Source organism: Nocardia arthritidis (genome assembly GCF_011801145.1).
Classification (GTDB): Bacteria; Actinomycetota; Actinomycetes; order Mycobacteriales; family Mycobacteriaceae; genus Nocardia; species Nocardia arthritidis_A.
This window is the reverse complement of sequence record NZ_CP046172.1, coordinates 76,155-100,296: the sequence shown is the minus strand read 5'-3', so window position 1 is coordinate 100,296 and position 24,142 is coordinate 76,155. Positions and strand designations below refer to the sequence as shown.

Below are 24,142 nucleotides of genomic sequence, written 5' to 3'. Positions count from 1 at the left end.
CACCTGCGCACGGTCGAGCCCGTCGACCGGCTAGGGTGAGCGCAAACCGCGTGCACCGGGCAGACAGGCATTACGGAGGGCCTTCGAGATGGGGTTGTTCACGAAGCGCAAGCGGCGCCCGAGCCGCAGGGCCGAGGCGAAAGCCCTCAAGCACAAGGCCGGGCTGGAGGCCAAACTCACCGCGAAGAACGATCGCAAGGCCAAGCGCGCCGAGGCGCGGACCAACCGCAAGGTCGCCAAGCAGCAGATCGCCACCCTGCAGGCGGAGGAGAAGGCCGCGCTGAAGGCGGCGGCCAAGGCCGAGCGGGATCCGTTCAGCGCGAGCCAGGTGAAGAAGTATCTCGGCGTGGCGCGGGTGCTGGTCCCGGTGCTCGCGCCGCTGGCCTACCGGGCGGCGACGTTCATTCGCGGCCGGATCGATACCCGGCGGGCGCATCAGCTCGGCATCGGCATCGACCAGCTCGGCGATTTCAGCGGGCACGGCGCCAAATTGCAGGCGCGCATCGCCAATACCGAAGCGGCCCTTGGCAAAATCGGCGAGCAGGGCACGGAAAAGGGCGACGCGCAGAAGTTCGTCACCGCCGCCAAGGAACGGCTGAACAGCCTGACCGCCGCGGTGCAGACCGCCGAGCAGATGCCGACACCGCGGCGGCGCGCCGTGCACGCCTCGATCTCGAACGAGTTGTCGGGTCTAGAGGCGGATGTGCTCGCGCGCCTCGGCGTGCGCTGATCCGATGCGCCCCGGCCCGCCCACCGGCCAGGTGCGCGGCTGCCTGGTCGGCGCCGCGGTCGGTGCGCTGGCCGTCGCCGCGCACGGCACCGCCGGTGGCGGACTGCCGAATTCGGCCGAACTGACGCTGCTGCTGCTCGTCGCGGCGGCGGCCGGTGGGGCGGCGGGTCTGCGCCCGGCGAGCCGGGGTTCGGTGTTCGGGCTGCTGGCGCTCGGTCAGTTCGGCGGGCATGTGGCGCTGTCCGGAATGCTCGGCCATGAGTCGCATTCATCGTCGCTGCCGACCGGGCCGATGCTGTTCGCACATATCGTCGCGACATTCTGTTGCGCCGCACTGATTCTGGTCGCCGAGCGGCTCTATGCCGTTGTTTCCCAGGCCATTCGGGTCGCGCTCGGGGTACCTCGCCGATCGCGTGTCGTCGATCGCCGCCGCTGGGCGGATCCCGGTGTGCCGCACTACCGCTTTCATCCGAACGGCGCGATCGGTCCGCGTGCGCCGCCGGTGTCCGTTTGAGCGCGGCTATCGCCGCCGCGCTCGCGCGCACCAATTCACTTCGGACAGAAAGCCATTCCATGAACCTCTCGCTTTCGCGCGCCCTGTGCGCGCCCGTCGCCGCCGCGGGCCTGATGCTGCTCGGCGCCGGGACGGCCGCCGCGCACGTCACGGTCGACGCGCCGGGCGCCAAACAGGGCGGCTACGCGGTGGCCACCTTCAAGGTGCCCGACGAATCCGACACCGCGAGCACAACCTCGCTCAACGTCACCATTCCGAATATGAAAAGCGCACGGCCGGAACCGATTCCGGGCTGGTCGGTGAAGGTCGACAAGAACGACAAGTCGGAGATCACCGGCATCACCTGGACCGCCGACGCGGGCTCCACCGGTATTGCGCCCGGCCAGTTCCAGCGCTTCGTCGTCTCGCTCGGCCCGCTGCCCAAGCAGGACAAACTCACCTTCCCGGCCAAGCAGACCTACAGCGACGGCAAGGTGGTCACTTGGGATCAGCCCATGGGCCCCAACGGATCCGAGCCCGAACATCCGGTGCCGTCGCTGACGCTGACCTCGACCCCGGTGTCGAGCGATGCGTTGGTGTCGTCCACCAGTGTCACGACATCCGCCGACCACCACTCCACCGACACCACCGCCCGCTGGCTCGGCGGCATCGGCCTTGCGCTCGGCCTGCTCGGCTTCGCGCTCGGGCTCGGCTCGGTGATCCGGAACAGGCGATCATGACCACCGTGAAACGACTGCTGACGCTCGCCGTCACGGGCCTGTTCCTGCTCGGCTTCGGGATCGGCGCGGCCGGGCTGGCCGCGGCGCATTCGACGCCGACCGGCAGCGTGCCCGCGGACGGGTCGACCGTCGACACCGGCCCGGCGCGGGCCAGCGTCAGCTTCAACGAGGCGCTGCAGACCAGCTTTCCGTCGCTGACCGTCGTCGGCCCGGATGGCAACCTGTGGTCCAAGGGCAGCCCGACCGTCGATGGGAACACCATCAGCATCGAGGTCGGCGAGCTGGGTCCGGCCGGTCAGTACACCATCGCCTACCGGGTGACCTCCGCCGACGGCCATCCGGTGAAGGGCACCAGGACCTTCACCCTGAGCAAACCGGGCAACGGCACGCCGGGGCCGAAAGCCGACGCGAAGTCCGGCTCCGATGACGACAGCTCCGGCGGAATCCCGCTGTGGGTCTTCATCGTCGGCGCGGTGGTGCTGTTCGGCGGCGGTCTGGCGTTCGCGCTGCTGGCCGGGCGGAGCCGAAAGCCGAAGCAGGGCTAGGTGAAAGAGGTTCCGCAGCGCCGGTGGCTCGCGCCGGCGGGATCGGCGCTGCTGCTGGTGATTCCGTCGGGACTGTGCGGGGTCGGGTTGGCCTGGTTGCTGACCCGCCCGGCGGGGCTGCCCGCCGAATCCGTCGTCCGGGTGATCGCCGACGGCGTGGGCGCGACGGTGCTCGGCCTTGCCGCGCTGCCGCGGCTGCACGAGCGGCTGCGACCCGCATGGCGACCGCTGGCCGTACTCGCCGGGCTCTGGTGCGGCGCCGAATTCGGGGTGCTGGTCTGCTCGGCTGCCGAGGTGGTCGGGGTCCCGGTGCGGCGGCTCGGCGCCACCGAATTCGGCACGTACCTGCTGCATCTGAGCGGCGGGCAGATCGGGATCGCCATACTGGTCGGCACCGGTGCGGCGGCCGGATATTCGGCGCTGGCGTTCCGGCGGCCGGACAGCGCGTCGACCGATCTGGTGCTGGTGTTCGCGGCGGTCGCGTTGGCGCTGCGGCCGATCACCGGGCATATGTCGCAGCAGCCGTTCGGTTCGGTGCTCGGCGCGGTGCACGCGCTGGCCGCCGCGGCCTGGTTCGGCCTGCTGATGGCGTTGGCGCTGGTGGTGCGCACCCGCGGCGAATGGGCGGTGACGCTGCCCAGATATTCGGCGGTGGCGCTGCCGCTGGTGCTCACCGTCGCGCTCACCGGAATCCTCAACGGGCTCATCAAGATTCACGGCCTCCCTCCCCTGGTGACCACCGGCTACGGGCGCATCCTGCTCGCGAAAACCCTTGTGCTGCTCGGCCTGCTGGCCCTCGGCTGGTGGTGGCGGCGCGACTGGGTGCCGAGGGCGACCGATCACCGGATGGCCGCCGAGGACTCGCTGCGCCGGGCCGTCGTCGAGGTGACGGTGATGGCGGTGGCGTTCGGGCTGGCCGCGACATTGGCCGTCACGGCCTGAGGGCTGCGCCGGCTACCTAGCGATGACCGGCACCACAGGCATAGCCTTGAGGTATGAATACTCCCACCATAGGGCAGCGGATCGCATACGATCTGGGCCGCGAGCTCCCGGCGGAGCTGCACGAGTGGGTCATCCACGACCTCGTCGGGCACGGGGCCATGGAGCGCTATCTCGTCCGGTTCCTCGTGCCCATCATCCCGTTACTCGCGCTGGTCCTGCTGCTGCCGGGCCCGCTGCCGCTCAAGGTCGGCATGTTCGTGATGATGCTCGTCCCGCTGATCGTCTTCACCGTCGCACTCGGCTACGTGTGGCGGCGCTGGCGCATGGTTCAGCACGGACTCGATCCGAATTGGATCGACCACAACAAGATTCGCGAACGCGATCGGGTCCGCTATCAGGCCCAGTACGGACACAGATAGCAACCGGCCAGCGAGACCCCAGGGGCCGCGAACACGCAGCGCCGCAGGCGCTGCAAAATAACGGAGTGACCGAAAACGCGAACGTTGTCGCCACCGCCGATCTGGCCGATGAGATCGGCCCCGACATCCGCAGCTGCGATACGCAGTTCATTCAGTTCGGCGGCCGCGAGGTATTCTCCGGACGCATCGTCACCATCCGCTGTTTCCAGGACAACCTCCTGGTCAAGCAGACGCTGAGCGAGCCGGGCGCGGGCAAGGTGCTCGTCGTCGACGGCGGTGCCAGCGTGCACACCGCCCTGGTCGGCGACATCATCGCCGGACGCGGGGTGTCCAATGGCTGGGCAGGCGTCATCGTCAACGGCGCGGTCCGCGATTCGGCGATTCTGCGCACGCTCGATATCGGCATCAAGGCGCTCGGCACCAACCCGCGCAAGAGCACCCAGACCGGAACGGGCGACAAGGATGTGCCCGTCGAATTCGGCGGCGTCACCTTCGTACCCGGCGACATGCTCTACAGCGACCACGACGGTGTCGTGGTGCGCGCGGAGGATTAACCCCGCGGCGTGCGGTCAGGCCCGGAGGCGGTAGCGCAGCGTAACCATGTAGGGCCCCGCACGCCGCAAATCAGGCAACAGCCACTCTGGCCTTGTGACCGGCGATGGCGACCACGTCGCCGACGTGTAGCTGGCGTCCCCGGCGCACCTCCACCTCGTCGTTCACCCGAACCAGGCCGGCGGCGATGACCGTCTTCGCCTCCGAACCGGAATCGATCAGGTTGGCCAGCTTCAGGAACTGACCGAGTCGAATGACGTCGTCTTCGATCGGCACATCGACTGGATCTGACATGGCATACATCCTTACCGTGCGCGAGGTCATCGGTAAACCGCGGGCCTACTTCGCCGCTCACGGCGAACGCTCGGACAGGCGAACACGCCGCGGTGAAGGGGTGGCAAAGCGAACACAGACCGGGGGCAACATTCACACTGGTGCGGTGACTTCCACGCAAGCCCGGCAACACACCGACTCCGAACCACCCGAAAAGGCGACACCACCGGTCCCGCATCGCGGGCACGGCCGTCTGCGGGAGGTACCCCACATCACGGGGATGGTGCTCGGCGTTTTCGCGGTGCTGTGTTTCCTGTGGAGTCTTTCGCCCGGGTTGCGGTTCCTGACGCATGTGCCGCGCCGCTATGTCGACCTGTATTACTTCGACGCCCCGGACACCAGCCTGGTGTGGGCCTTGGTGGTCGGTCTGCTCGCCGGTGCGACCGCGAGCCGCAAACGGATTGCCTGGTGGCTGCTCGTCGGCTATCAGGGGCTGTTCTGTCTCGGCAATGTGACCGAATTCCTCGGCTCGCACAATGTGAACAATCTGGTCGCCGGGATCGTCCAGCTGACCGTGATCGGCGTGCTGATCGCCGCGTGGCCCGAGTTCTACACCAAGGTGCGCCGCGGTGCGGGGTGGAAGGCGTTGGGCACCTTGGCCGCCGGGCTGGCCATCGGGTGGCTGTTCGGTTGGGGTCTGATCGAGCTGTTCCCGGGGACGCTGCCGAGCGGCGTGCAGCGGCCGCTGTGGGCGATGTATCGAGTGACGGCGACAGTGCTGGTGGACAACGAGCATTTCGACGGTCACCCCCGACCGTTCGTCAACTTCCTGCTCGGCCTGTTCGGCGCGATCGCGCTGTTGACCGCGGTGATCGTGCTGCTGCGTTCGCAGCGCGCGGCGAACGCGATGACCGGCGTCGACGAGTCGGCCATCCGGGGTCTGCTGGAACGGTCCGATGTCGAGGATTCGCTGGGCTATTTCGCTACCCGCCGAGACAAGGCGGTGGTGTTCGCACCGAGCGGTAAGGCCGCCATCACCTATCGGGTGGAGCTCGGCGTCTCCCTGGCCAGCGGCGATCCGATCGGCATCCGCGAGGCGTGGCCGCAGGCGATCGACGCGTGGCTGCGCCAGGCCGACCAATTCGGTTGGGCCCCGGCGGTGATGGGTGCGAGCGAACTCGGCGCCACCGCATATCGCCGGGCCGGACTTTCCGCGCTGCGCCTCGGCGACGAGGCGATCCTGGACACCCGCGCTTTCTCGCTGGCCGGTCCGGAGATGAAGCAGGTCCGCCAGGCCGCGAACCGGCTGCGCAAACACGGCATCGAGGTGCGCATCCGCAGGCACCGCGAGGTTCCGGCCGACGAGTTCCCGCAGGTGATCGCGCGTGCCGACGCGTGGCGCGATACCGAGACCGAACGCGGTTTCTCGATGGCGCTCGGCCGCCTCGGCGATCCGCTCGACGGCGACTGCCTGCTGGTGGAGGCGGTGAATCCGCAGGGCCGGGTGCTCGGCATGCTGTCGATGGTGCCGTGGGGGCGGACCGGTGTCTCGCTGGAGTTGATGCGCCGAGATCCCAAGAGCCCCAACGGCACCGTGGAGCTGATGATCTCCCAGCTGGCGCTGACCTCCGATCAGCACGGCATCACCAAGGTGTCGCTGAACTTCGCGGTATTCCGTTCGGTATTCGAGGAGGGCGGCCGGATCGGCGCCGGGCCGGTGCTGCGGCTGTGGCGCGGCGTGCTGCTGTTCTTCTCCCGCTGGTGGCAGCTGGAGGCGCTGTACCGCTCCAATGTGAAATACCAACCGCATTGGGTGCCAAGGTTTTTCCTGTTCGAGGAGCGTAGGCAGCTGCCGCGGGTCGCGGTGGCCAGCGCACTCGCCGAGGGCTTCCTGCCGCGCTTCGGCAAAGAGCCCGATACCGCCGTGCACACCGGCCTGCACAGCGCGGTACCGCCGACGCTCACCGGCCTGCGGGTCGACGGCAGCGCGCCGGATCTACCGGAAACCGATGGCACCGAACATCTTTCGCGCCGCCCGGAACAGGTCCGGGTGCGGATGGAGAAGCTGGACCGGCTAGCCGCCACCGGAGTCGAGGCATATCCGGTCGCCTACCCGCCGACGCATACGGTGGCCGAGGCCAGGCGTTCACCGCGCGGCACCACCGTCCGGGTGTGCGGCAGGCTGCTGCGCATCCGCGACTACGGCGGTGTCATCTTCGCGGTGGTGCGCGACTGGTCCGGCGAGATCCAACTGGTCATCGACCGCGACCGGGTCGGCGCCGAACGCAGCGGCGCGTTCAGCGATCTGTTCGACCTCGGGGACCTGATCGAGGTCAGCGGGCAGATCGGCCAGAGCCGCCGCGGCGAACTCTCGCTGCTCGCCGCCGACTGGCGGATGCTCGGCAAATGCCTACACCCACTGCCGGACAAGTGGAAGGGTCTGGCCGACCCGGAGGCGCGGGTGCGCCAGCGCTACGTCGATATGGCGATCAACACCGATATCCGCGAGGTGCTCGCCAAACGCAGCGCGGTGGTGCGCTCGCTGCGGGATTCGCTGCACGGCTTGGGATATCTCGAGGTGGAGACCCCGATCCTGCAGCAGGTGCACGGCGGCGCGAACGCCGCTCCGTTCCACACCCACATCAACGCCTACGACCTCGACCTGTACCTGCGCATCGCGCCGGAGCTGTACCTCAAGCGGCTGTGCGTGGGCGGTATGGAGAAGGTGTTCGAGATCGGCCGCACCTTCCGCAACGAGGGGGTCGACTTCAGCCACAATCCGGAGTTCACCATCCTCGAGGCGTACGAGGCGCACAGCGATTACGAGCGGATGATGCACATCTGCCGCCAGCTCATCCAGCATGCGGCGCTGGCCGCCAACGGTGCGATGGTCGCCATGCGGCCCAAGCCGGACGGGTCGTTCGAGCAGGTGGACATCTCCGGCGACTGGTCGGTGAAGACGGTGCACGGCGCGGTATCCGACGCGCTCGGCACCGAGATCACCCCCGCGACCGATCTGGAGACGCTGCGCAACCTGTGCGAGAAGGCGAAGGTGCCGTACCAGCACGGCTGGGATGCGGGCCAGGTGGTGCTGGAAATGTACGAGCACCTGGTGGAGGCGCGCACCGAGGAACCGACCTTCTATATCGACTTCCCGACCTCGGTATCGCCGCTGACCAGGGCGCACCGCAGCATCCCCGGCGTCACCGAGCGCTGGGACCTGGTGGCGTGGGGCGTCGAACTCGGCACGGCGTACAGCGAACTCACCGATCCGGTCGAACAGCGGCGCAGGCTCACCGAACAGTCGCTGCTCGCGGCCAACGGCGATCCGGAGGCGATGGAGCTGGACGAGGACTTCCTGCAGGCGCTCGAGCACGCGATGCCGCCGACCGGCGGTCTCGGCATGGGCGTCGACCGGATCGTCATGCTGATCACCGGCCGCAGCATCCGCGAAACGCTGCCGTTCCCACTGGTGAAACCGCGCTGACCGAGCCGGATGCCGCGACTACGCTTGATGTTCCGGCCGCTACTAGATGGGACTGCCCGATGTACCTTGATCTGCTCACCAACGCACACCTGGTGGACACCTCGGTGTGGGCCAATCCGGATGTGCTGGCCTCCGCGGTGGAGTACCAGGCTCGGCGCGGCAGCCGGGGCGGCGGCGGAGTGTTCCGTTTCCTCGGCGGCCTGTGCTGCGTCGTCGTCATCGGGATCATCGCGTTGATCGTCTGGTTGATCGTGCGCAAGAAGCAGCCGCCGACTCCGCCGTCGGGTCAGTACACGCCGCCGCAGTAACCGCCCGGCCACGCACCGGCCACGTCGCTGCGGCAGAGTGGTGCCGTGCAGTTGATTCTCGTGCGGCACGCGCAGCCGCTGCGGACGGTGCTCGCGGACGGCATCGCCGATCCCGAGCTGGCACCGATCGGGTTGGAGCAGGCCGAGCGGGTGCCCGCGGCGTTGAGCCAGCATCGAATTCGCCGCGTGGTCGCCAGTCCGCAGCGCCGTGCGGCGGCGACCGCGGCGCCGCTCGCGGCCAAACTCGGCCTGGGCGTCGAAATCGTCGACGATCTCGCCGAATACGATCGCGACCTGCCCGCCTACATCCCGATCGAGGATGCCAAGACCGAATTCCGCGCGGTATACGAGCGGATCAAATCCGGGCACCTGCCGGAACAGATCGACGCGCCCGCGTTCATCGGCCGGGTGCTCGGCGCCGTCGCCGAACTCGCCGCGAATACCGAACCCGCCGACACCGTCGTGGTTTTCGCGCACGGCGGCGTGATCAACGTGCTGCTGCAGGACGTGCTCGGCCTGGCCCGCCCGCTGACCTTCCCGATCGACTACTGCTCGATCACCCGAATCCTGTTCTCCCGCACCGGCCGCCGCACCGCCGCGACGATCAACGAGAACGGGCACGTCTGGGATCTGTTGCCGCGCAATATCGCGGCGCGCGATTAGGCACACAGTCGATTGCCAGGGGCGTCGCACCGGCGTCCCAGCGACGGAAACTTCGATGAGACCGGTGGGTCGCCGCACCAGCGGCTCACGGTCTGACAGAAAGGAATTCCGTTGTCGTCGAAGACATCGCTGCGCCGCCGGGCCGTCCGTTTCGCCATCGCGGGTGCGCTGGCCGCCGTTCCGCTCGCCGCCGTCGCGGCCACCGCCTCCGCCGAGGCGCCAGCCACCGATCAGTCCGTTCCGGTCGTGCAGGTCTCCCAGGATGCGCCGCAGCAGGCCGGAGATATCAACAACTGGTGGCATCACCGTCGGCATCATCGCCACGACCATCAGTGGCAGATTCCCGGTCTGCCGCTGCCCGGCACCGGATCCGCGGGCTGACGGGTTTTCGCGCCGAAACACGACGAAGGCCCCTCGCCCGATAGTCCCCGGGCGAGGGGCCTTCGACTAGGTGGAATCAGGCCTGTCCGGCGATCCAGTTGTGCATCCAGGAGACAGCCGTCTGACCGCCACCCACCGAGTAGCTGCCGTACAGCGTGTGCGCCTGCGACTTGTAGAAGTGCTCCAGATCCTTGGCGCGCTGCTCGTTCGCCGAATCCGACAGCTGCGACTGCAGGGTCGGGATACCGCCGTGCGCGAACAGGTCGCCCATGATCGAGCCGAGCTCGAGCTGATAGCGCCAGATGTTGGCCGGGTTCGCCTCCGAACTCTGCGCCAGGAAGCCGGCGAAGCGGGTGACGAAATCGTCGTCCGCGGTGGAGCAGTAGAGGTCCTGCGGATCGCAGATGGTGCGAACGCGGTCGCTGACCCAACCGAAACCGCCCGGGCGGGCGCCACCGGCGCCGGCGCCCGGAGCGAACGGGCCGATCTGTGTGTCGGAGGGCGAGCGGCGCGGGTCGGAGATCAGGCCGACGGCGGCGAGACGCTCCGGACGGATCGGGCTGACGCCGGTGCCGATTTCGGCCGCGAGATCGCCCGCCGCATCGGCGCCCTGGCTGTAGCCGACCAGCGCGAGCCGGGTGTTGCCGCAGCGGTTGAGCATGTTCTCCGCCATGCCGCGGGCATTGTCGACGGCTTCCTTCTTCGACGCGCCGTAAACGTCACCCTCCCAAGGGAAGGCGGTGGCGGCGTAGGTCACATAGTCGACGTCGACCGAACCGGGCATGTTGTTCGTGACGCCTGCCAGCATGCCGGGCTGCGGCTTCTTGTCGTGACCGGTTTCCCAAGTGCCGGGAACGGCAACCACATACAGACTCGGGCAGCCGGAATCGGCACTCGCCGATCCGGTGCCGAACACCAAACCAGATGTCAACGCCGCGGATGCACCGAGAGCCGCGACAATCTTCTTCAACCGCATACTGCTCCAGTTCAAACCTCGCCCCTCGCAAGGGACTCGCCCCGACAAGTTGCCACTATGATGCTGAACTCGACGGATGTCGTTCCAGTGCACACCGGGTTAACTCTGCCAACCCAGCGAGATGACGTGCGAACACGCCAAGATCAACAGCACGCCGCTGAACACAATAAGTGTTCGGGCGTGCCGACGCCATCCGAACACACGGTCCTGTCCAATTTCCGTCGGTTGCCCAAACCTCCTAGGCCAGAGCAGTTTTCATGACCAAAAGTGTGCTGAAAGTTAGCTGAAATCACGGCCTAAGGGGTTGTCCAAGCCCTCAGCACACGGATAGCAAAGCCGGGCAGGCGATTTCACGATCAGCTCGGCGACCGGACATCAGGATGCTCACCGGGTGAGCCATGGCTGCCGAAGATTGATCGCCGGGCGGCGATGACTTTCGCGGGACCATCTCGTCTACACGAGTGATTGCAGCCTGCAACCGCTTGTGAAAGGAAATCACCATGCGCAAACTGGTCGCCCTCGAGCACATGACCGTCGACGGCTATGTCGATTCGGGCGAGGGTATGGGCTTCGAATGGACGTTCCCCGGAATGTCCGAGGAGGTCTCCGCCTTCGCCGGACATGTCATCGGGGATGTGGACACCGCGATGTACGGCCGCAAAACCTACCTCGGCATGTACGGCCACTGGAGCGCGGTGCCCGACAACCCGGACGCGGGCGCGAGCGACCTCGCACACGCCGACTGGGTCAACAATGTCGCCAAGGTCGTCGCCTCCACCACCCTGGAATCGGCCGACTGGCACAACTCCCGGCTGATCTCCACCGACCTCACCGCCGCCGTCCAGGACCTGAAATCCGCCGACGGCGAGACCATCATGATCTTCGCCAGCCCCGTCCTGGTCCACTCGCTCGCCGCCGCAGACCTGATCGACGAATACCGCGTCTTCGTCCACCCGGTCGTAATAGGCGGCGGCACACCCCTTTTCGCCCCGAAGAGCAACCTCGGCCCGACCCTCGCCGAATCCAACATCTTCGACAACGGGGTCGTCTACCTCCGCTACGCGGTCGCGTAGTCCCCAACCGATCGCGCCTGTGGATGAATTGTCCACAGGCGCAATCGGTTCGGCATGTCGGAGGTATGGGCCACAATCGGGCGGCATGACGAGAAGGACCGTCCGAGCGCTGGCCGAACTGCTGATCGAGCTGGGCATGGTGACGGAGGAGAAGGCCGCGGCGGTGCTAGCCGAAATCGCCAAGTGGCGGGCGGAGCATTTGGACGAGGAACTGGACGAAAAGAATGTGATCGGTTGGATTCCAGAGTTCGGCATTGCCATTTCGATCCACAGTGAGGATGTCGACGACGTCGCGGATTACTACCGATCCAAGCTGGAAGACGATGTGGTCGATTGCACGGGTGGCGCGGTTGTGGTCTCCGATGTCGCGCTGGTGCGGATCGAGAACGACTATGAATACCTGCATTTCCGGCGCAATGGCGAATCGATGTGGTGGTATGTCGACCACGAGTCCGACGACTATGTCGACCTGGCGTCGGTGTCGGAGCAGTTCAACGATCTGGACCCCGGAGGCAACGATCCGCGGATGTTCCACCAGATCCGTCGCAGGGACAGTCGGTTCGGGGACGACGTCTACCTCTTGGCCTCGCCCGAACAGGCCGCCGCGCTCGGCAATGCGTTCGGCCTCGACTTCTACGGCGTCCCGGATGAGCCGCCATCGGATGGGAATCTCATTGTTGCCGAACCGGATTCGCTCGAGTGGTATATGGCGATGGATCGGCGGGTCATGACCGAACCCGCCAAGATCTTCCTCGACCGGTGGTTGTCCGATATGGTCCCGGCACTGGTCGACTGGCGGATCCGTTTCCTACCGAGCGATTTCCCCTTCGACTTCGGCATCGATTCCCTGCATACCTTGGAAACCCTCGTCTTCGACCGATTCCCGAGCTGGTCAGGGAGCAAATCAACGGTCGTCGATCCCTTCGTGACCGGCGCGGTCCGCTACCTGGGTGAGACGCTCATCCGAAACGCGCCGTGCCACTGGGCCTACCAGGACATCGGGGATACGAGCTCCGACTATTCGATGTACAACCGAGTCCCGATGATCCGATCCAATACGCCGCGAGCATTTCAGCACACGATGGTCCCGCTGATCAGCCTCTCCTGCATCGCCCACCGCGAATTCGGCATTCTCGCCGAGACAGTGCAAGAAATACGCGCCGCCACCCTCCGCTACGAAAGTGCTCGCCGGACATTGTCATAGCGGACGACGCCCGGCAACTCACCTGATCGGCGCCGCGGCACGCACAATAAAAACGCCTGTGGACGATTTGTCCACAGGCGTTTTCGAGCGAAGCCGATCAGCGCTGGGCGACCATGGTGGGGGTGATGGGCGCGGGCAGCGCGGTCTCACCCTCCAGGTAGTTGTCGACGGCGGCCGCGGCGGCGCGGCCCTCGGCGATGGCCCACACGATCAGGGACTGGCCGCGGCCCATATCGCCCGCGACGAATACGCCGGGGACGTTGGTGGCCCAGTTCCGGTCGCGCTGGACGTTGCCGCGCTGGTCGTAGCCGACGCCCAAATCGGTGAGCAGGCCCGGCTTTTCGGGACCGACGAAGCCCATGGCGAGCAGCACCAGGTCGGCCTCGAGGGTGAAGTCGGTGCCGTCCACCTTCTCGAAGCGGCCGTTCACCATCTTGACCTCGTGCGCCTCCAGGCCGGTCACCTTGCCGTCCGCGCCGACGAAACGCTCGGTGTTCACCGAGAACACCCGCTCGCCGCCCTCCTCGTGCGCCGAGGACACCCGGTACATGAGGGGATAGGTCGGCCACGGGGTGGACGTCGCACGCTCCTCCGGCGGCCGCGGCATGATCTCGAACTGGTGCACGCTCGCCGCGCCCTGCCGGTGCGAGGTGCCGAGGCAGTCGGCGCCGGTGTCACCACCGCCGATGATGACGACCTTCTTATCCTTCGCATGGATCGGCGGCAGCCCGTCGGCGTCGGTGACGTCGTCGCCGAGCTGCACCCGATTGGCCCACGGCAGGAATTCCATCGCCTGATGGATACCGTCCAGATCGCGACCCGGAATCGGCAGGTCGCGGGCCAGGGTGGCGCCGCCGGCCAGCACGATCGCGTCGTACTGCTCGCGCAGCTGCTCGGCGGTGATGTCGACGCCGACGTTCACCCCGGTCTTGAAGATGGTGCCCTCGGCCTCCATCTGCGCGAGGCGGCGGTCGATGAAGCGCTTCTCCATCTTGAATTCCGGAATGCCGTAGCGCAGCAGACCGCCGATGCGGTCGGCCCGCTCGAACACCGTGACGGTGTGGCCTGCACGGGTCAGCTGCTGTGCGGCGGCCAGACCGGCCGGGCCGGAGCCGACGACGGCCACCCGCTTACCGGTCAACCGGGTCGGGTAGACCGGGGTCACCCAGCCCTCGTCGAAGGCGTTCTCGATCAGCTCGACCTCGACCTGCTTGATGGTCACCGCGTCCTGGTTGATGCCCAGCACGCAGGACGATTCGCACGGCGCCGGACACAGCCGCCCGGTGAATTCCGGGAAGTTGTTGGTGGCGTGCAGCCGGTCGATACCGTCGCGCCAGCGATCCTTGTAGACGAGGTCGTTCCATTCCGGAATCAGGTTGCCCAGCGGACAACCGTTGTGGCAGAACGGAATTCCACAGTCCATGCAGCGGCTGGCCTGGGTCTTCAAGGTGTCCTTGGAGAAGTTCTCCTCGTAGACCTCTTTCCAGTCCATCAGGCGCAGCGGCACCGGCCGCCGCTTCGGGAGCTCACGCGAAGTGTGCTTCAGAAATCCCTGCGTGTCACCCACGAGCGGCCTCCATGATCGCGTCGTCGACATCCTTGCCGTTCTTCTCGGCCTCGGAGATCGCGAGCAAAACCTTCTTGTATTCGCGCGGCATAACCTTCACGAAGTGGTTCACCTGCTGCGACCAATCGCTCAGAATGCGTTCGGCCACAGCGGAACCCGTCTCGTCCCGGTGCTGCGCGACGATGTCGTGCAGCCACGTGAAGTCGTCGCCCGAGAGCGGCTCCAGCGCCTGCGCCTGCTCCGGGTTCACCCGGTCGGCCAGGGTGCCGTCCGGGTCGTAGACGAATGCCACACCGCCGGACATACCGGCGCCGAAGTTGCGCCCGGTCTCACCCAGGATCACCACCCGGCCGCCGGTCATGTATTCGCAGCCGTGGTCGCCGACGCCCTCGACCACCGCGGTGGCGCCGGAGTTGCGCACCGCGAATCGCTCGCCGACGACACCGCGGATGAATGCCCGCCCGCTGGTGGCGCCGAACAGGATCACGTTGCCCGCGATGATGTTCTGCTCGGCGACGAAATCGGCCGGTGCGTTCTGCGACGGACGGACCACCAGGTGACCACCCGAAAGTCCCTTGCCGACATAGTCGTTCGCGTCACCGTGCACCCGCAGGGTGATACCGGCCGGGACGAACGCGCCGAAGCTGTTACCCGCCGAACCGGTGAAGGTGATGTCGATCGTGTTGTCGGGCAGGCCTGTTCCGCCGTAGAGCTTGGTCACCTCGTGGCCGAGCATGGTGCCGACGGTGCGGTTCACATTGGTGATCTTGGTTTCGAACTTCACCGCCTGGCCGCGCTCCAGCGCGTCCCGGCTCTGCTCGATCAGCTGCTGGTCCAGCGCCTTGTCCAGGCCGTGGTCCTGCGCCTTGGTGCAGCGGCGGTCCTGGTACATGAACGCCGTCTCGACATCGTCGAGGATCGGCGAGAGGTCCAGCTTGCTGGCCTTCCAATGTGCCTTGGCCCGCGTGGTATCCAGCATGTCGACCCGGCCGATGGCCTCGTTCAAGGTGCGGAAGCCCAACTGCGCCAGCAGTTCCCGGACCTCTTCGGCGATGAACAGCATGAAGTTCTCGACGAATTCCGGCTTACCGGTGAAGCGTTCGCGCAGCACCGGATTCTGCGTCGCGACACCGACGGGGCAGGTGTCGAGGTGGCACACGCGCATCATGATGCAGCCCGACACCACCAAAGGCGCTGTGGCGAAACCGAATTCCTCCGCGCCGAGCAGCGCGGCGATCATCACGTCGCGGCCGGTCTTCATCTGACCGTCCACCTGCACGACGATGCGGTCGCGAAGTCCGTTGAGCAGCAACGTCTGCTGGGTCTCGGCCAGGCCGAGCTCCCACGGACCGCCCGCATGCTTCAGCGAGGTGAGCGGCGACGCACCGGTGCCGCCGTCGTGGCCGGAGATCAGCACCACGTCGGCGTGCGCCTTCGACACACCGGCGGCGACGGTGCCGACGCCCGGTTCGGCAACAAGTTTCACGTGAATCCGCGCCTGCGGGTTCGCATTCTTCAGGTCGTGGATCAGCTGCGCCAGATCCTCGATCGAGTAGATGTCGTGGTGCGGCGGCGGCGAGATCAGGCCGACGCCGGGCGTGGAGTGCCGGACCTCGGCCACCCACGGGTACACCTTGTGCGCCGGAAGCTGGCCGCCCTCACCGGGTTTCGCGCCCTGCGCCATCTTGATCTGGATATCGGTGCAGTTGGTCAGGTAGTGCGCGGTGACGCCGAAGCGGCCGGAGGCCACCTGCTTGATCGCCGAACGCCGCCAGTCGCCGTTCTCCTCGACCTCGAAGCGGGCCGGATGCTCGCCGCCCTCACCCGAATTCGACCGGCCGCCGAGGCGGTTCATCGCGATGGCGAGGGTCTCGTGCGCCTCGGACGAGATCGAGCCGTAGCTCATCGCGCCGGTGGAGAACCGCTTCACGATCTCCGAGGCGGGCTCGACCTCGTCGATCGAGATCGGCTTGCGCTCCTTGGTCTTGAACTTGAACAGACCGCGCAGCGAGGCGAGGCGCTCGGACTGGTCGTCGACCAGCTTGGTGTACTCCTTGAAGATCGAGTACTGACCCGAGCGGGTCGCGTGCTGCAGCTTGAAGACGGTGTCCGGGTTGAACAGGTGGTACTCACCCTCGCGCCGCCACTGGTATTCGCCGCCCACCTCGAGCTCGCGATGCGCGCGCTCATTGCGGTTCTCCAGGAAGGCCAGCTTGTGCCGCTCGGCGACATCGGCGGCGATCTCCTCGAGGCCGATGCCGTCCAGGTGCGAGCGCAGACCGGTGAAGTATTCGTCCACCAGTTCCTGCGACAGACCGATCACCTGGAAAAGCTGCGCGCCGTTGTAGGAGGCCATGGTGGAGATGCCCATCTTGGACATCACCTTCAGCACACCCTTGCCCGCCGCCTTGTTGAAGTTGGCGACGGCCTTGCGGTAGTCGGACTCCAGGCTGCCGGTGCCGAGCGAGATCGCGCCGCGCTCCAGCATGTCCTCGATGGTCTCGAAGGCCATGTACGGGTTGATCGCGGCCGCGCCGAAGCCGACCAGGGTGGCCATATGGTGCACCTCGCGGGCGTCACCGGCCTCGACGACCAGGCCGACCTTGGTGCGAGTGCGCTCGCGCACCAGGTGGTGGTGCACCGAGGAGGTCAGCAGCAGCGACGGAATCGGCGCCAGTTTCTCGTTCGACTCGCGGTCGGAGAGCACGATGATGCGCGCGCCGCCGTCGATGGCCGCCGACACCTGGGTGTTGATGGCCTTGAGCGCCCGGCGAAGTCCCTTGCCGCCCTTGGCGACCGGGTACAGACCGTGGATGACCACCGACCGCAGCGCGGGCTGCGAGCCGTCGTCGTTGATGTGGATGAGCTTGGCCAGCTCGTCGTTGTCCAGGATCGGCTGCTCGATCGCGATCTGCTTACACGACTCGGGGCCGGGGTGCAGCAGGTCGGCCTCCGGGCCGATCGCCCGGTTCAGGCTGGTGACGACCTCTTCCCGGATCGCGTCCAGCGGCGGGTTGGTGACCTGTGCGAACAGCTGGGAGAAGTAGTCGAACAGCAGGCGCGGCCGGGCCGAGAGCACCGCGATCGGGGTGTCGGTGCCCATCGAACCGAGCGCCTCACCGCCGGTCTTGGCCATCGGCGCGATCAGCAGGTTCAGCTCTTCGTTGGTGTATCCGAAGATCTGCTGCCGGATCAGCACCCGGTCGTGCGACATGTGCACGTGCGGGCGGTCGGGCAGATCGGCCAGCTTGGTGACGCCCGCGTCCAGCCACTCCTGGTACGGGTGCTCGGCGGCCAGCTCGGACTTGATCTCCTCGTCGCCGACGATGCGTCCCTGCGCGGTGTCGACCAGGAACATCCGGCCCGGCTGCAGGCGGGCCTTGCGGACCACCTTCGACGGATCGATATCGAGCACGCCGACCTCGGAGGCCATCACGACCAGGCCGTCGTCGGTCACCCAGACGCGGCTCGGGCGCAGGCCGTTGCGGTCGAGCACGGCGCCGACGACGGTGCCGTCGGTGAAGCACACCGAAGCCGGGCCGTCCCACGGCTCCATCAGCATCGAGTGGTACTCGTAGAACGCCCGCTGTCGCGGGTCCATGTTCTCGTTGCGTTCCCAGGCCTCGGGAATCATCATCAGCACGGCGTGCGGCAGGCTGCGGCCGCCGAGGTGCAGCAGCTCCAGCACCTCGTCGAAGCGGGCGGTGTCGCTGGCCCCCGGGGTACAGATGGGGAAGATCTTCTCCAGCCGGTTGTTGCCGGCGGAGTCGGTGCCGAAGATGTCACTGTGCAGCAGCGCTTCTCGCGCGCGCATCCAGTTCTCGTTACCGGTGACCGTGTTGATCTCACCGTTGTGCGCGACCCGGCGGAACGGGTGCGCCAGCGGCCACGACGGGAAGGTGTTGGTGGAGAAGCGCGAGTGCACGATGCCGAGCGCGCTCTCCACCCGGCCGTCCTGCAGGTCCAGGTAGAACGCGCGCAGCTGCGGGGTGGTGAACATGCCCTTGTAGACGAAGGTCTGGCCGGACAGGCTCGGGAAGTACACCGATTCCTTGCCGACCGCGCCCTCACCGGCGCCCGAGCTGCCGAGTTCGTGCTCGACCCGCTTGCGGATGACGTAGGCGCGCCGCTCCAGGTCCATACCGGAGAGCTGCTCGGTGGAGTTCTTGGGCGAGGCGATGAAGATCTGCCGGAACGTCGGCATGGCGTCGCGGGCGAGCGCGCCGAGCGAGGATTCGTCGATCGGCACCTCGCGCCAGCCGAGGACGTCGAGGCCCTCCTCCTTGACGATCTTCTCCACGCCGTACGCGGCGCGGGCGGCCTCGCGACGGGCCTGCGGCAGGAAGGCGATACCGGTGGCGTACGCACCCTCGGCGGGCAGCTCGAAGTCGACGACGGCACGGAAGAACGCGTCCGGAACCTGGATCAGGATGCCCGCGCCGTCACCGGAATTCGGTTCCGCGCCCGCGGCACCGCGGTGTTCGAGGTTCAGCAGGGCGGTAATAGCCTTGTCGACGATGTCGCGGCTGCGACGACCGTGCATATCGACGACGAATGCGACACCGCAGGCATCGTGTTCGTGCGCGGGGTCGTAGAGCCCGATGGGGCCGGGTGACCGGTGGCCAGGTAGTTGCGTCATGCCTCTGCCTTCAAGAAATCGGCCTTCGAAGAAACGGCCTTCGTCGAACGCCTCCATCAAGACTGCGCCCGTACGTTCCGGAAACCAGCCGCGCTGATGGTCTCGGTGTTCGATAAGCGGTGCTCTCGGGCTCTGCGCGGTTTGCGCAGGCTTTCGCCTGGCGAGCCTGACGTTCGCACCGCTGTGTGCAGTCACGTCTCCAGTTGTGCCACCCGCTTTTCGACGTCGTGGGTGCTGCGTCGGTAACGGATCTCTAACACGATCATTACCTTCGAGCGGGTGTTCGCCCGCTACGCTGGGGGCTGCCCGAGCGGGCGATCCGCCGAACATTTTTGGGTTCGGCGTAAGAGCAAACGATAAGTCAGGTCCGAGGCCCAACCAACTAAGGTTGCACTAATAACCTGGTCTAGCTGGGCTTCTTCATGAGGTCCTCCACGTGTGCGCGTTGTCCAGTGTAAAGCAGCGCCCACGGCGTGATCGAGACCCCGCCGTCGCGTACCAGCGGCCGACAACGATTGTGCGCCACCGGTTCCGAGTCGATCCCATTGCGCCGGAAACACCGCTCACCTGCGTCGAAAGTGATTTCCCCGGTCCGGCGGCCGACAAACCGTCGGCTCGGCGGCTAACCAAACCGATATCTGGTGAGAGATTTCCAACAAGCCCGTGACATGCCCGGGCAGTGATCCGACCGTCCGGACTGTTTCGCGCTCTGTGGCTTTCAGCACATGACTAGCAAACAGCAGGGAGTGGGATTGGACACACTGGTCACGGGCATCCCGACGCGCCGCGGATGTCGCGAAACCGACAGAAGAGATGCCGTTCCGGAAATATTGCGGCGATATTTCTAGGCATACTGCCTACCAAAAGACGGACGAATCGCCTTTACGGTGCACACAGCACCGTGGTCGCCCGGACCAGCGCGACCCGGTGCAGCGCATCATCGCGCCAGGTCGCGAAGGCACCGAATACGCTGTGCGCCAACCGCTCCGCACAATCCGGGCCGGACAGCTCGCCCCGATGGGCCGCGACCTCGTCGACGATCTCGGCATTAAGCCGATCGATCCGCGGCCGCACCGACGACAGGTCCGGCGGCGCGGTGGGCGCGCCCGCCGGATCGAAGCGCCAGCCCGCGATCAGCCCGCGCTGCACCACCTTATTGGCCTCGATCTGACCGAAAAAGACCTGCCTGATCCAGTTTTCGGGCAGATCCAGCCGCTCGCCCAGCCGAGCCATCGAATCGTAGACATCCGCCTCACGGGCCGGATCGTCGATGACCGGCGGGGTTCCGCTGCGTTCGGCCGTCGCCCATTTAGCCGCGGCCACCGCGTCGGCGGTGTCGAGCCGGTCCGCGACCAGCGCCACCAGCCGGTCCAGCGGGCCGGAATCCGGCCCGCCCGGCGTCGCGTTCGCGCTATCGGGCGCCAACACCAGCAGCGCCACCGACAACACCGACACCAGCAACGCCCGCATGTGCCAACCAATCCGCTCGGAAACGAGTCACCGAATCAGCGTATTCGGGCCGGTTGCTCAGCGGGCATAGCGGATACGCATTTCTGTGAGGCTGCGCACATACCCCGGGCCGTACTCGGTGTGTCGGCCCAAGGCCTGTCACGCTGTCACAACGAATCCGTGACAGTTTCATCGTGCGCGAAAGTGGCTGGGGCGTAGAGGATGTGAGGTCCGGTGGACGAGCGGCGAGGCGCAGGCAGCGACGATAGGAACCTCACCGGCGTACTCGCCTGGCTCGGTGGGTCCGCGACCCCGGCGCGCAGCGCGGAACTCGGGGAACGGCATGAGCGAGCCGGATACGCGGTCACCGGTGCGGTGGTGCTGTTGTCCGGGGTGGTGGCCGGCGTTGTCACCGGGCTCGCGCTCGGCTCGGCCGATGCGCCCCTGTTCGCAAACCTGTTGGCCGCGTTGCTGGTCGGCGCGCTGGGCTGCTTCGTCGGGCGGGCGCTCGCCACGGCTCGCCCGGGGCGGATGCCGGACCGGCTCGGGATGGCCGCGCGGATCGGGGTCGCGGTGGTGCTCGGCTGCTGCGTCGCCGAATTGGCCGCGGTACTCGCATTCGGCGGCAGCATCGACCGGACGATCGCCGAAAAGGCCCAGCGCTCCGCCGATTCCGTGCCCGCGGTGGCGGCGGGGAACGCCGAACTCGAGCGCGCCGTCGCCGATCGCGCCGCGCTGGACCGGGCAATCGCCAAGGCGCGGGACGATACCGAAAACGCGCTGATCATCGCGCGCTGCGAATTCAACCCGACGCCGGAATGCCCGCCCACCAAGATCACCCACGTACCCGGGCGCGGCCCGGAATCGCAAACCGCCAACGACATGCTCGAAGACACGCGCAAACAGCTCGCCGCCGCACAGGCCAAGGTCGACCCGCTCGACCAGCGCATCGCCGCCGACGAAAAGGCGCTGGCCGCAGCCAGATCCGCCGCCGTCACCACGGCCGATCACGGGCTGGGCGCGCGCTGGGCGGCGATGAACGACTACACGACGCACAATGGCAGTGCGCTCGCCTTGCGGGTGCTCGGCGCGACGGTGTTCACCATCCTCGCGCTGCTGCCGCTGATCCTGCGCTGGTGGCGCGGCGAAACCTTCCTCGACCGCAGGCTCGCCGCCCGCATCGTCGAGGATCGGGCCGAACGCGAGGCCGACGCGGCCATCGCGATCAAACGGGCCGAGGCGCGCGCCGCCGCCGAAACCCTGCGCGCCGACCAGGAACTCACCGCGACCCGCCTCGCCGTCGAGGCGCAGACCGCCATCGATCGGGAGCAGCAGCGCACCCGCATCGTCGCCGCCATCGGTGGACTGCGGATCGGCGTCGCCGAACCACCCCGCCGCGAACTGCCCGCAGCCGAAGAGACTCGAGAAGGACATATGACACCGAATCTGCCCGCGCCCGTCACCGGCGCCGCGCTCACCGAGGCGAGCGCGCATCCGGCCCCCGAAATACCGAAGCGCGGTGGCGGCCTGGAACTTCCGATCATCGGTACGGTGCCGTTCACCGATACCGCCGCCCGCCTGATCCGCCCGCTGGTGCCGTCCTTCGTCGCCAACGCGATCGACACCGCGACCCACCCGCTGCGCACCGCGCGGCAGGCCTTCGAGGAGGTCGAGGAGATCACCTTCACGCTGCGGCGCACCCGCAAGGTGACGGTCGACGCGCAGGATTCGCATGGTGGACATCCGAGCTATCAGCTCCAGCCCGGATCTCCGGAGGCGGCCCGGTACGCGCACCAGATCGCCGCGACCGTCGTCGACGCGGATTATTCGGAACTGCCGAACGCGCCGCAGGGACAGCGGCTTTCGGCGGGAGCGTCGCACGACGAGCTCGGCGGGCGCAACGATCCGCGGCTGCCGGGTCGGCACGGGCCGCGGGAACTTCCACCGGGCAACTGAGGGCGCGGTCCGCTGAGTGCCGCCTGGTCGATACGGGCGGCGACCGGTCACGCCGGACCGAACCGAGACCGGACGGTCGGCACCCAGATCCGGGGTAATCCGCGGCGGGCGGCCTACGCTTGGCGATCATGGGCGACAGCAAGCCGTCATCCTCTGCGTATGGATCCTGGCTGCTCGGACCCGTCGACGAGGACGTTCTCATGCGACGGATCCGGATCCAGGTGCTGCTGACGGTGACAGCGCTGGCCGCGAACACGATCGGCATCGCGGTGGCGGCCGCGCTGGTCGGATTCATCCTGCCGGGACCGCCGCTGTTCACCAGGAAACTGGTGCTGCTGAATTTCGTCGCCGCGCCGATCTGCATCGGCGCGCTCCTGCTGGTCGGATTGTCCTGGGGCACCGTTTACTCGCTGCGCAAACTGCGCTGGGCCAACGCGGATCAGGTGCCGAACGAGGCCGAACAGATCGCCGCGACGCGCCTGCCGCGGCAACTGGTACTGCAACAGGCGCTGCTGTGGTTCAGCGGCGTGGCCATCCTGACGCCGCTGTACGGCATCGCGCAGCCGGCGGTTATTCCGAAGGTTCTGCTCGGTACCGGATTCAGTGGCTTGATCGTGTGCACCAACAGCTATCTGCTCACCGAATTCGCGTTGCGTGCGGTGACCGCGCAGGTGCTGGAGGCGGGGCCGTCGCGGCGACGGCGCGGGATCGGTGTATCGGGGCGGGCGCTGCTGGTCTGGCTGCTCGGCACCGGTGTCCCGCTGACCCTGCTGATGGCCGTCGCGATCTGGGCGCTCGCCTCGACGAATGTCAGCACGGCCCGGCTGGCGGTATGTGTGCTGTCGCTGGGCGGCGCGACTTTGGTTTTCGGGCTGTTGCTGATGATGCAGGCGGTCGCGGCGATCGTCGCGCCGGTCCGCGATGTGCGGCGGGCATTGCGGCACGTGGAGGACGGCAATCTCGATGTCGCGGTGACCGTGTACGACGGCACCGAATTGGGTGAGCTGCAAAGCGGTTTCAACCACATGGTCGACGGGCTGCGTGAACGGGCGCGGCTGCGCGACCTGTTCGGCAGGCATGTCGGGCGCGAGGTCGCCGCGGCGGCCCTCGCGGGCAATCCGACCCTCGGCGGCGTGGAGACCGAGGCGGCCGCGCTGTTCATCGATATCGTCGGATCGACGACCATGGCCGCCACCCGGTCCCCGGCGGAAATCGTCGCCATCCTGAACCGCTTCTTCGGGATCGTGGTCGACGAGGTGGAGCGGCACGGCGGCCTGCTCAACAAATTCGAGGGCGATGCCGCGCTCGCCGTCTTCGGCACGCCGACACCGCTGTCCGACGCGCCCGGCGCGGCCCTGGCCTGCGGCCGCGCCATCCGCAACAAGCTCGACACCTCCGCACGGGACTTCATCGCCGCCATCGGCGTATCGGCCGGAACGGTGGTCGCCGGAAATGTCGGGGCCCATCAGCGATACGAATTCACCGTCATCGGAGATCCGGTCAACGAGGCCGCGCGCCTGTGCGAACTGGCCAAACACGATGACCTGCTGCTCGCGTCGGCGAGCACGGTCGACGCGGCGGGTCCCACCGAAGCCGCTCGATGGGAGCTCGGCGATCTGGTCATGTTGCGCGGGCGGGTGGTGCCGACCCGTTTGGCCCGGCCGCGTCGAAAGTAGTTGTTGCGGAATACCTGTGCCACCGCACCTCGTCCCATTAACGGACACCGTCTACGACAAGTGCCCGGT

The 24,142-nt window shown here is 67.2% G+C and carries 20 protein-coding genes; 15 read left to right on the top strand and 5 right to left on the bottom strand.

Annotation, left to right across the window (positions count from 1 at the left end; translation table 11 throughout):
• The first annotated feature begins 88 nt into the window (after positions 1-88).
• The 7 genes from F5544_RS00465 to rraA all read left to right on the top strand — a co-directional run bounded on the left by F5544_RS00465 (position 89) and on the right by rraA (position 4,423).
• Positions 89-730 carry a DUF6474 family protein gene (locus F5544_RS00465; RefSeq protein WP_167471339.1) on the top strand — a complete coding sequence of 214 codons (642 nt, stop codon included), beginning with the start codon at positions 89-91 and terminating at the stop codon, positions 728-730.
• Positions 731-734: 4 nt separating this feature from the next.
• Positions 735-1,244 (top strand): hypothetical protein, encoded by a 510-nt coding sequence (locus tag F5544_RS00460; RefSeq protein ID WP_167471338.1) that lies wholly within the window; start codon positions 735-737, stop codon positions 1,242-1,244.
• A 59-nt stretch (positions 1,245-1,303) separates the two neighbouring features.
• Positions 1,304-1,963: a YcnI family protein gene (locus tag F5544_RS00455; RefSeq protein WP_167471337.1), complete on the top strand. Its 660-nt coding sequence runs from the start codon at positions 1,304-1,306 to the stop codon at positions 1,961-1,963.
• On the top strand, positions 1,960-2,508 hold the full coding sequence (locus F5544_RS00450) for a copper resistance CopC family protein (RefSeq protein ID WP_167471336.1): 549 nt from the start codon (positions 1,960-1,962) through the stop codon (positions 2,506-2,508). Before F5544_RS00455 ends, F5544_RS00450 begins: the two co-directional genes overlap by 4 nt.
• Entirely contained in the window at positions 2,509-3,450 is a 942-nt protein-coding gene (locus F5544_RS00445) for a CopD family protein (RefSeq protein ID WP_167471335.1), read from the top strand.
• A gap of 53 nt (positions 3,451-3,503) precedes the next feature.
• Positions 3,504-3,869: a DUF5313 family protein gene (locus F5544_RS00440; RefSeq protein WP_167471334.1), complete on the top strand. Its 366-nt coding sequence runs from the start codon at positions 3,504-3,506 to the stop codon at positions 3,867-3,869.
• Positions 3,870-3,934: 65 nt separating this feature from the next.
• The gene (gene rraA, locus F5544_RS00435; protein ID WP_167471333.1) at positions 3,935-4,423 is read left to right on the top strand and encodes a ribonuclease E activity regulator RraA; all 489 of its coding nucleotides are present in this window, start codon (positions 3,935-3,937) and stop codon (positions 4,421-4,423) included.
• Between the two features lie 70 nt (positions 4,424-4,493).
• Here rraA and F5544_RS00430 read toward each other — a convergent pair whose 3' ends face one another.
• Positions 4,494-4,715 (bottom strand): RNA-binding S4 domain-containing protein, encoded by a 222-nt coding sequence (locus F5544_RS00430; protein WP_167471332.1) that lies wholly within the window; start codon positions 4,713-4,715, stop codon positions 4,494-4,496.
• Positions 4,716-4,860: 145 nt separating this feature from the next.
• Here F5544_RS00430 and lysX point away from each other — a divergent pair, with 145 nt between their 5' ends.
• The 4 genes from lysX (at position 4,861) to F5544_RS00410 (ending at position 9,533) form a co-directional block, all read left to right on the top strand.
• Positions 4,861-8,181 carry a bifunctional lysylphosphatidylglycerol synthetase/lysine--tRNA ligase LysX gene (gene lysX / locus F5544_RS00425; RefSeq protein WP_167471331.1) on the top strand — a complete coding sequence of 1,107 codons (3,321 nt, stop codon included), beginning with the start codon at positions 4,861-4,863 and terminating at the stop codon, positions 8,179-8,181.
• A 59-nt stretch (positions 8,182-8,240) separates the two neighbouring features.
• Positions 8,241-8,489, top strand: a complete 249-nt coding sequence (locus F5544_RS00420; protein ID WP_167471330.1) for a hypothetical protein — start codon at positions 8,241-8,243, stop codon at positions 8,487-8,489.
• A 45-nt stretch (positions 8,490-8,534) separates the two neighbouring features.
• Positions 8,535-9,152, top strand: coding sequence for a histidine phosphatase family protein (locus F5544_RS00415; protein WP_167471329.1), 618 nt, complete (start codon positions 8,535-8,537; stop codon positions 9,150-9,152).
• Between the two features lie 111 nt (positions 9,153-9,263).
• Positions 9,264-9,533 carry a hypothetical protein gene (locus F5544_RS00410; protein WP_167471328.1) on the top strand — a complete coding sequence of 90 codons (270 nt, stop codon included), beginning with the start codon at positions 9,264-9,266 and terminating at the stop codon, positions 9,531-9,533.
• Positions 9,534-9,609: 76 nt separating this feature from the next.
• Here the strand turns inward: F5544_RS00410 and F5544_RS00405 are convergent, their stop codons facing one another.
• Positions 9,610-10,509, bottom strand: coding sequence for a cutinase family protein (locus F5544_RS00405; RefSeq protein ID WP_167471327.1), 900 nt, complete (start codon positions 10,507-10,509; stop codon positions 9,610-9,612).
• 500 nt (positions 10,510-11,009) lie between these two features.
• Between F5544_RS00405 and F5544_RS00400 the strand changes: the two genes are divergently transcribed.
• A complete protein-coding gene (locus tag F5544_RS00400; RefSeq protein WP_167471326.1) occupies positions 11,010-11,582 on the top strand; it encodes a dihydrofolate reductase family protein in 573 nt (190 codons plus the stop codon).
• An 85-nt stretch (positions 11,583-11,667) separates the two neighbouring features.
• Positions 11,668-12,786: a hypothetical protein gene (locus F5544_RS00395; protein ID WP_167471325.1), complete on the top strand. Its 1,119-nt coding sequence runs from the start codon at positions 11,668-11,670 to the stop codon at positions 12,784-12,786.
• Between the two features lie 97 nt (positions 12,787-12,883).
• On the opposite strand, the gene F5544_RS00390 is transcribed toward F5544_RS00395, so the two are convergent.
• The 3 genes from F5544_RS00390 to aroQ form a co-directional block, all read right to left on the bottom strand.
• A complete protein-coding gene (locus tag F5544_RS00390; RefSeq protein WP_167471324.1) occupies positions 12,884-14,353 on the bottom strand; it encodes a glutamate synthase subunit beta in 1,470 nt (489 codons plus the stop codon).
• Entirely contained in the window at positions 14,346-18,992 is a 4,647-nt protein-coding gene (gene gltB, locus F5544_RS00385; RefSeq protein ID WP_167471323.1) for a glutamate synthase large subunit, read from the bottom strand. The genes F5544_RS00390 and gltB overlap by 8 nt, the downstream gene beginning before the upstream one ends.
• Before the next feature lie 882 nt (positions 18,993-19,874).
• Positions 19,875-20,462, bottom strand: coding sequence for a gamma subclass chorismate mutase AroQ (gene aroQ / locus F5544_RS00380; protein WP_167471322.1), 588 nt, complete (start codon positions 20,460-20,462; stop codon positions 19,875-19,877).
• Positions 20,463-20,675: 213 nt separating this feature from the next.
• Between aroQ and F5544_RS00375 the strand changes: the two genes are divergently transcribed.
• Positions 20,676-22,397 (top strand): DUF4407 domain-containing protein, encoded by a 1,722-nt coding sequence (locus F5544_RS00375; protein ID WP_167471321.1) that lies wholly within the window; start codon positions 20,676-20,678, stop codon positions 22,395-22,397.
• A 128-nt stretch (positions 22,398-22,525) separates the two neighbouring features.
• Positions 22,526-24,073, top strand: a complete 1,548-nt coding sequence (locus F5544_RS00370) for an adenylate/guanylate cyclase domain-containing protein (RefSeq protein WP_167471320.1) — start codon at positions 22,526-22,528, stop codon at positions 24,071-24,073.
• Positions 24,074-24,142 lie beyond the last annotated feature (69 nt).

Excerpts from the sequence above, each read along its gene's own strand:
- F5544_RS00465 (WP_167471339.1), top strand. The coding sequence starts at position 89 with ATGGGGTTGTTCACGAAGCGCAAGCGGCGCCCGAGCCGCAGGGCCGAG.
- F5544_RS00460 (WP_167471338.1), top strand. The coding sequence starts at position 735 with ATGCGCCCCGGCCCGCCCACCGGCCAGGTGCGCGGCTGCCTGGTCGGC.
- F5544_RS00455 (WP_167471337.1), top strand. The coding sequence starts at position 1,304 with ATGAACCTCTCGCTTTCGCGCGCCCTGTGCGCGCCCGTCGCCGCCGCG.
- F5544_RS00450 (WP_167471336.1), top strand. The coding sequence starts at position 1,960 with ATGACCACCGTGAAACGACTGCTGACGCTCGCCGTCACGGGCCTGTTC.
- F5544_RS00440 (WP_167471334.1), top strand. The coding sequence starts at position 3,504 with ATGAATACTCCCACCATAGGGCAGCGGATCGCATACGATCTGGGCCGC.
- F5544_RS00430 (WP_167471332.1), bottom strand. The coding sequence starts at position 4,715 with ATGTCAGATCCAGTCGATGTGCCGATCGAAGACGACGTCATTCGACTC.
- F5544_RS00420 (WP_167471330.1), top strand. The coding sequence starts at position 8,241 with ATGTACCTTGATCTGCTCACCAACGCACACCTGGTGGACACCTCGGTG.
- F5544_RS00405 (WP_167471327.1), bottom strand. The coding sequence starts at position 10,509 with ATGCGGTTGAAGAAGATTGTCGCGGCTCTCGGTGCATCCGCGGCGTTG.
- F5544_RS00400 (WP_167471326.1), top strand. The coding sequence starts at position 11,010 with ATGCGCAAACTGGTCGCCCTCGAGCACATGACCGTCGACGGCTATGTC.
- F5544_RS00395 (WP_167471325.1), top strand. The coding sequence starts at position 11,668 with ATGACGAGAAGGACCGTCCGAGCGCTGGCCGAACTGCTGATCGAGCTG.
- gltB (WP_167471323.1), bottom strand. The coding sequence starts at position 18,992 with ATGACGCAACTACCTGGCCACCGGTCACCCGGCCCCATCGGGCTCTAC.
- aroQ (WP_167471322.1), bottom strand. The coding sequence starts at position 20,462 with ATGCGGGCGTTGCTGGTGTCGGTGTTGTCGGTGGCGCTGCTGGTGTTG.
- F5544_RS00370 (WP_167471320.1), top strand. The coding sequence starts at position 22,526 with ATGGGCGACAGCAAGCCGTCATCCTCTGCGTATGGATCCTGGCTGCTC.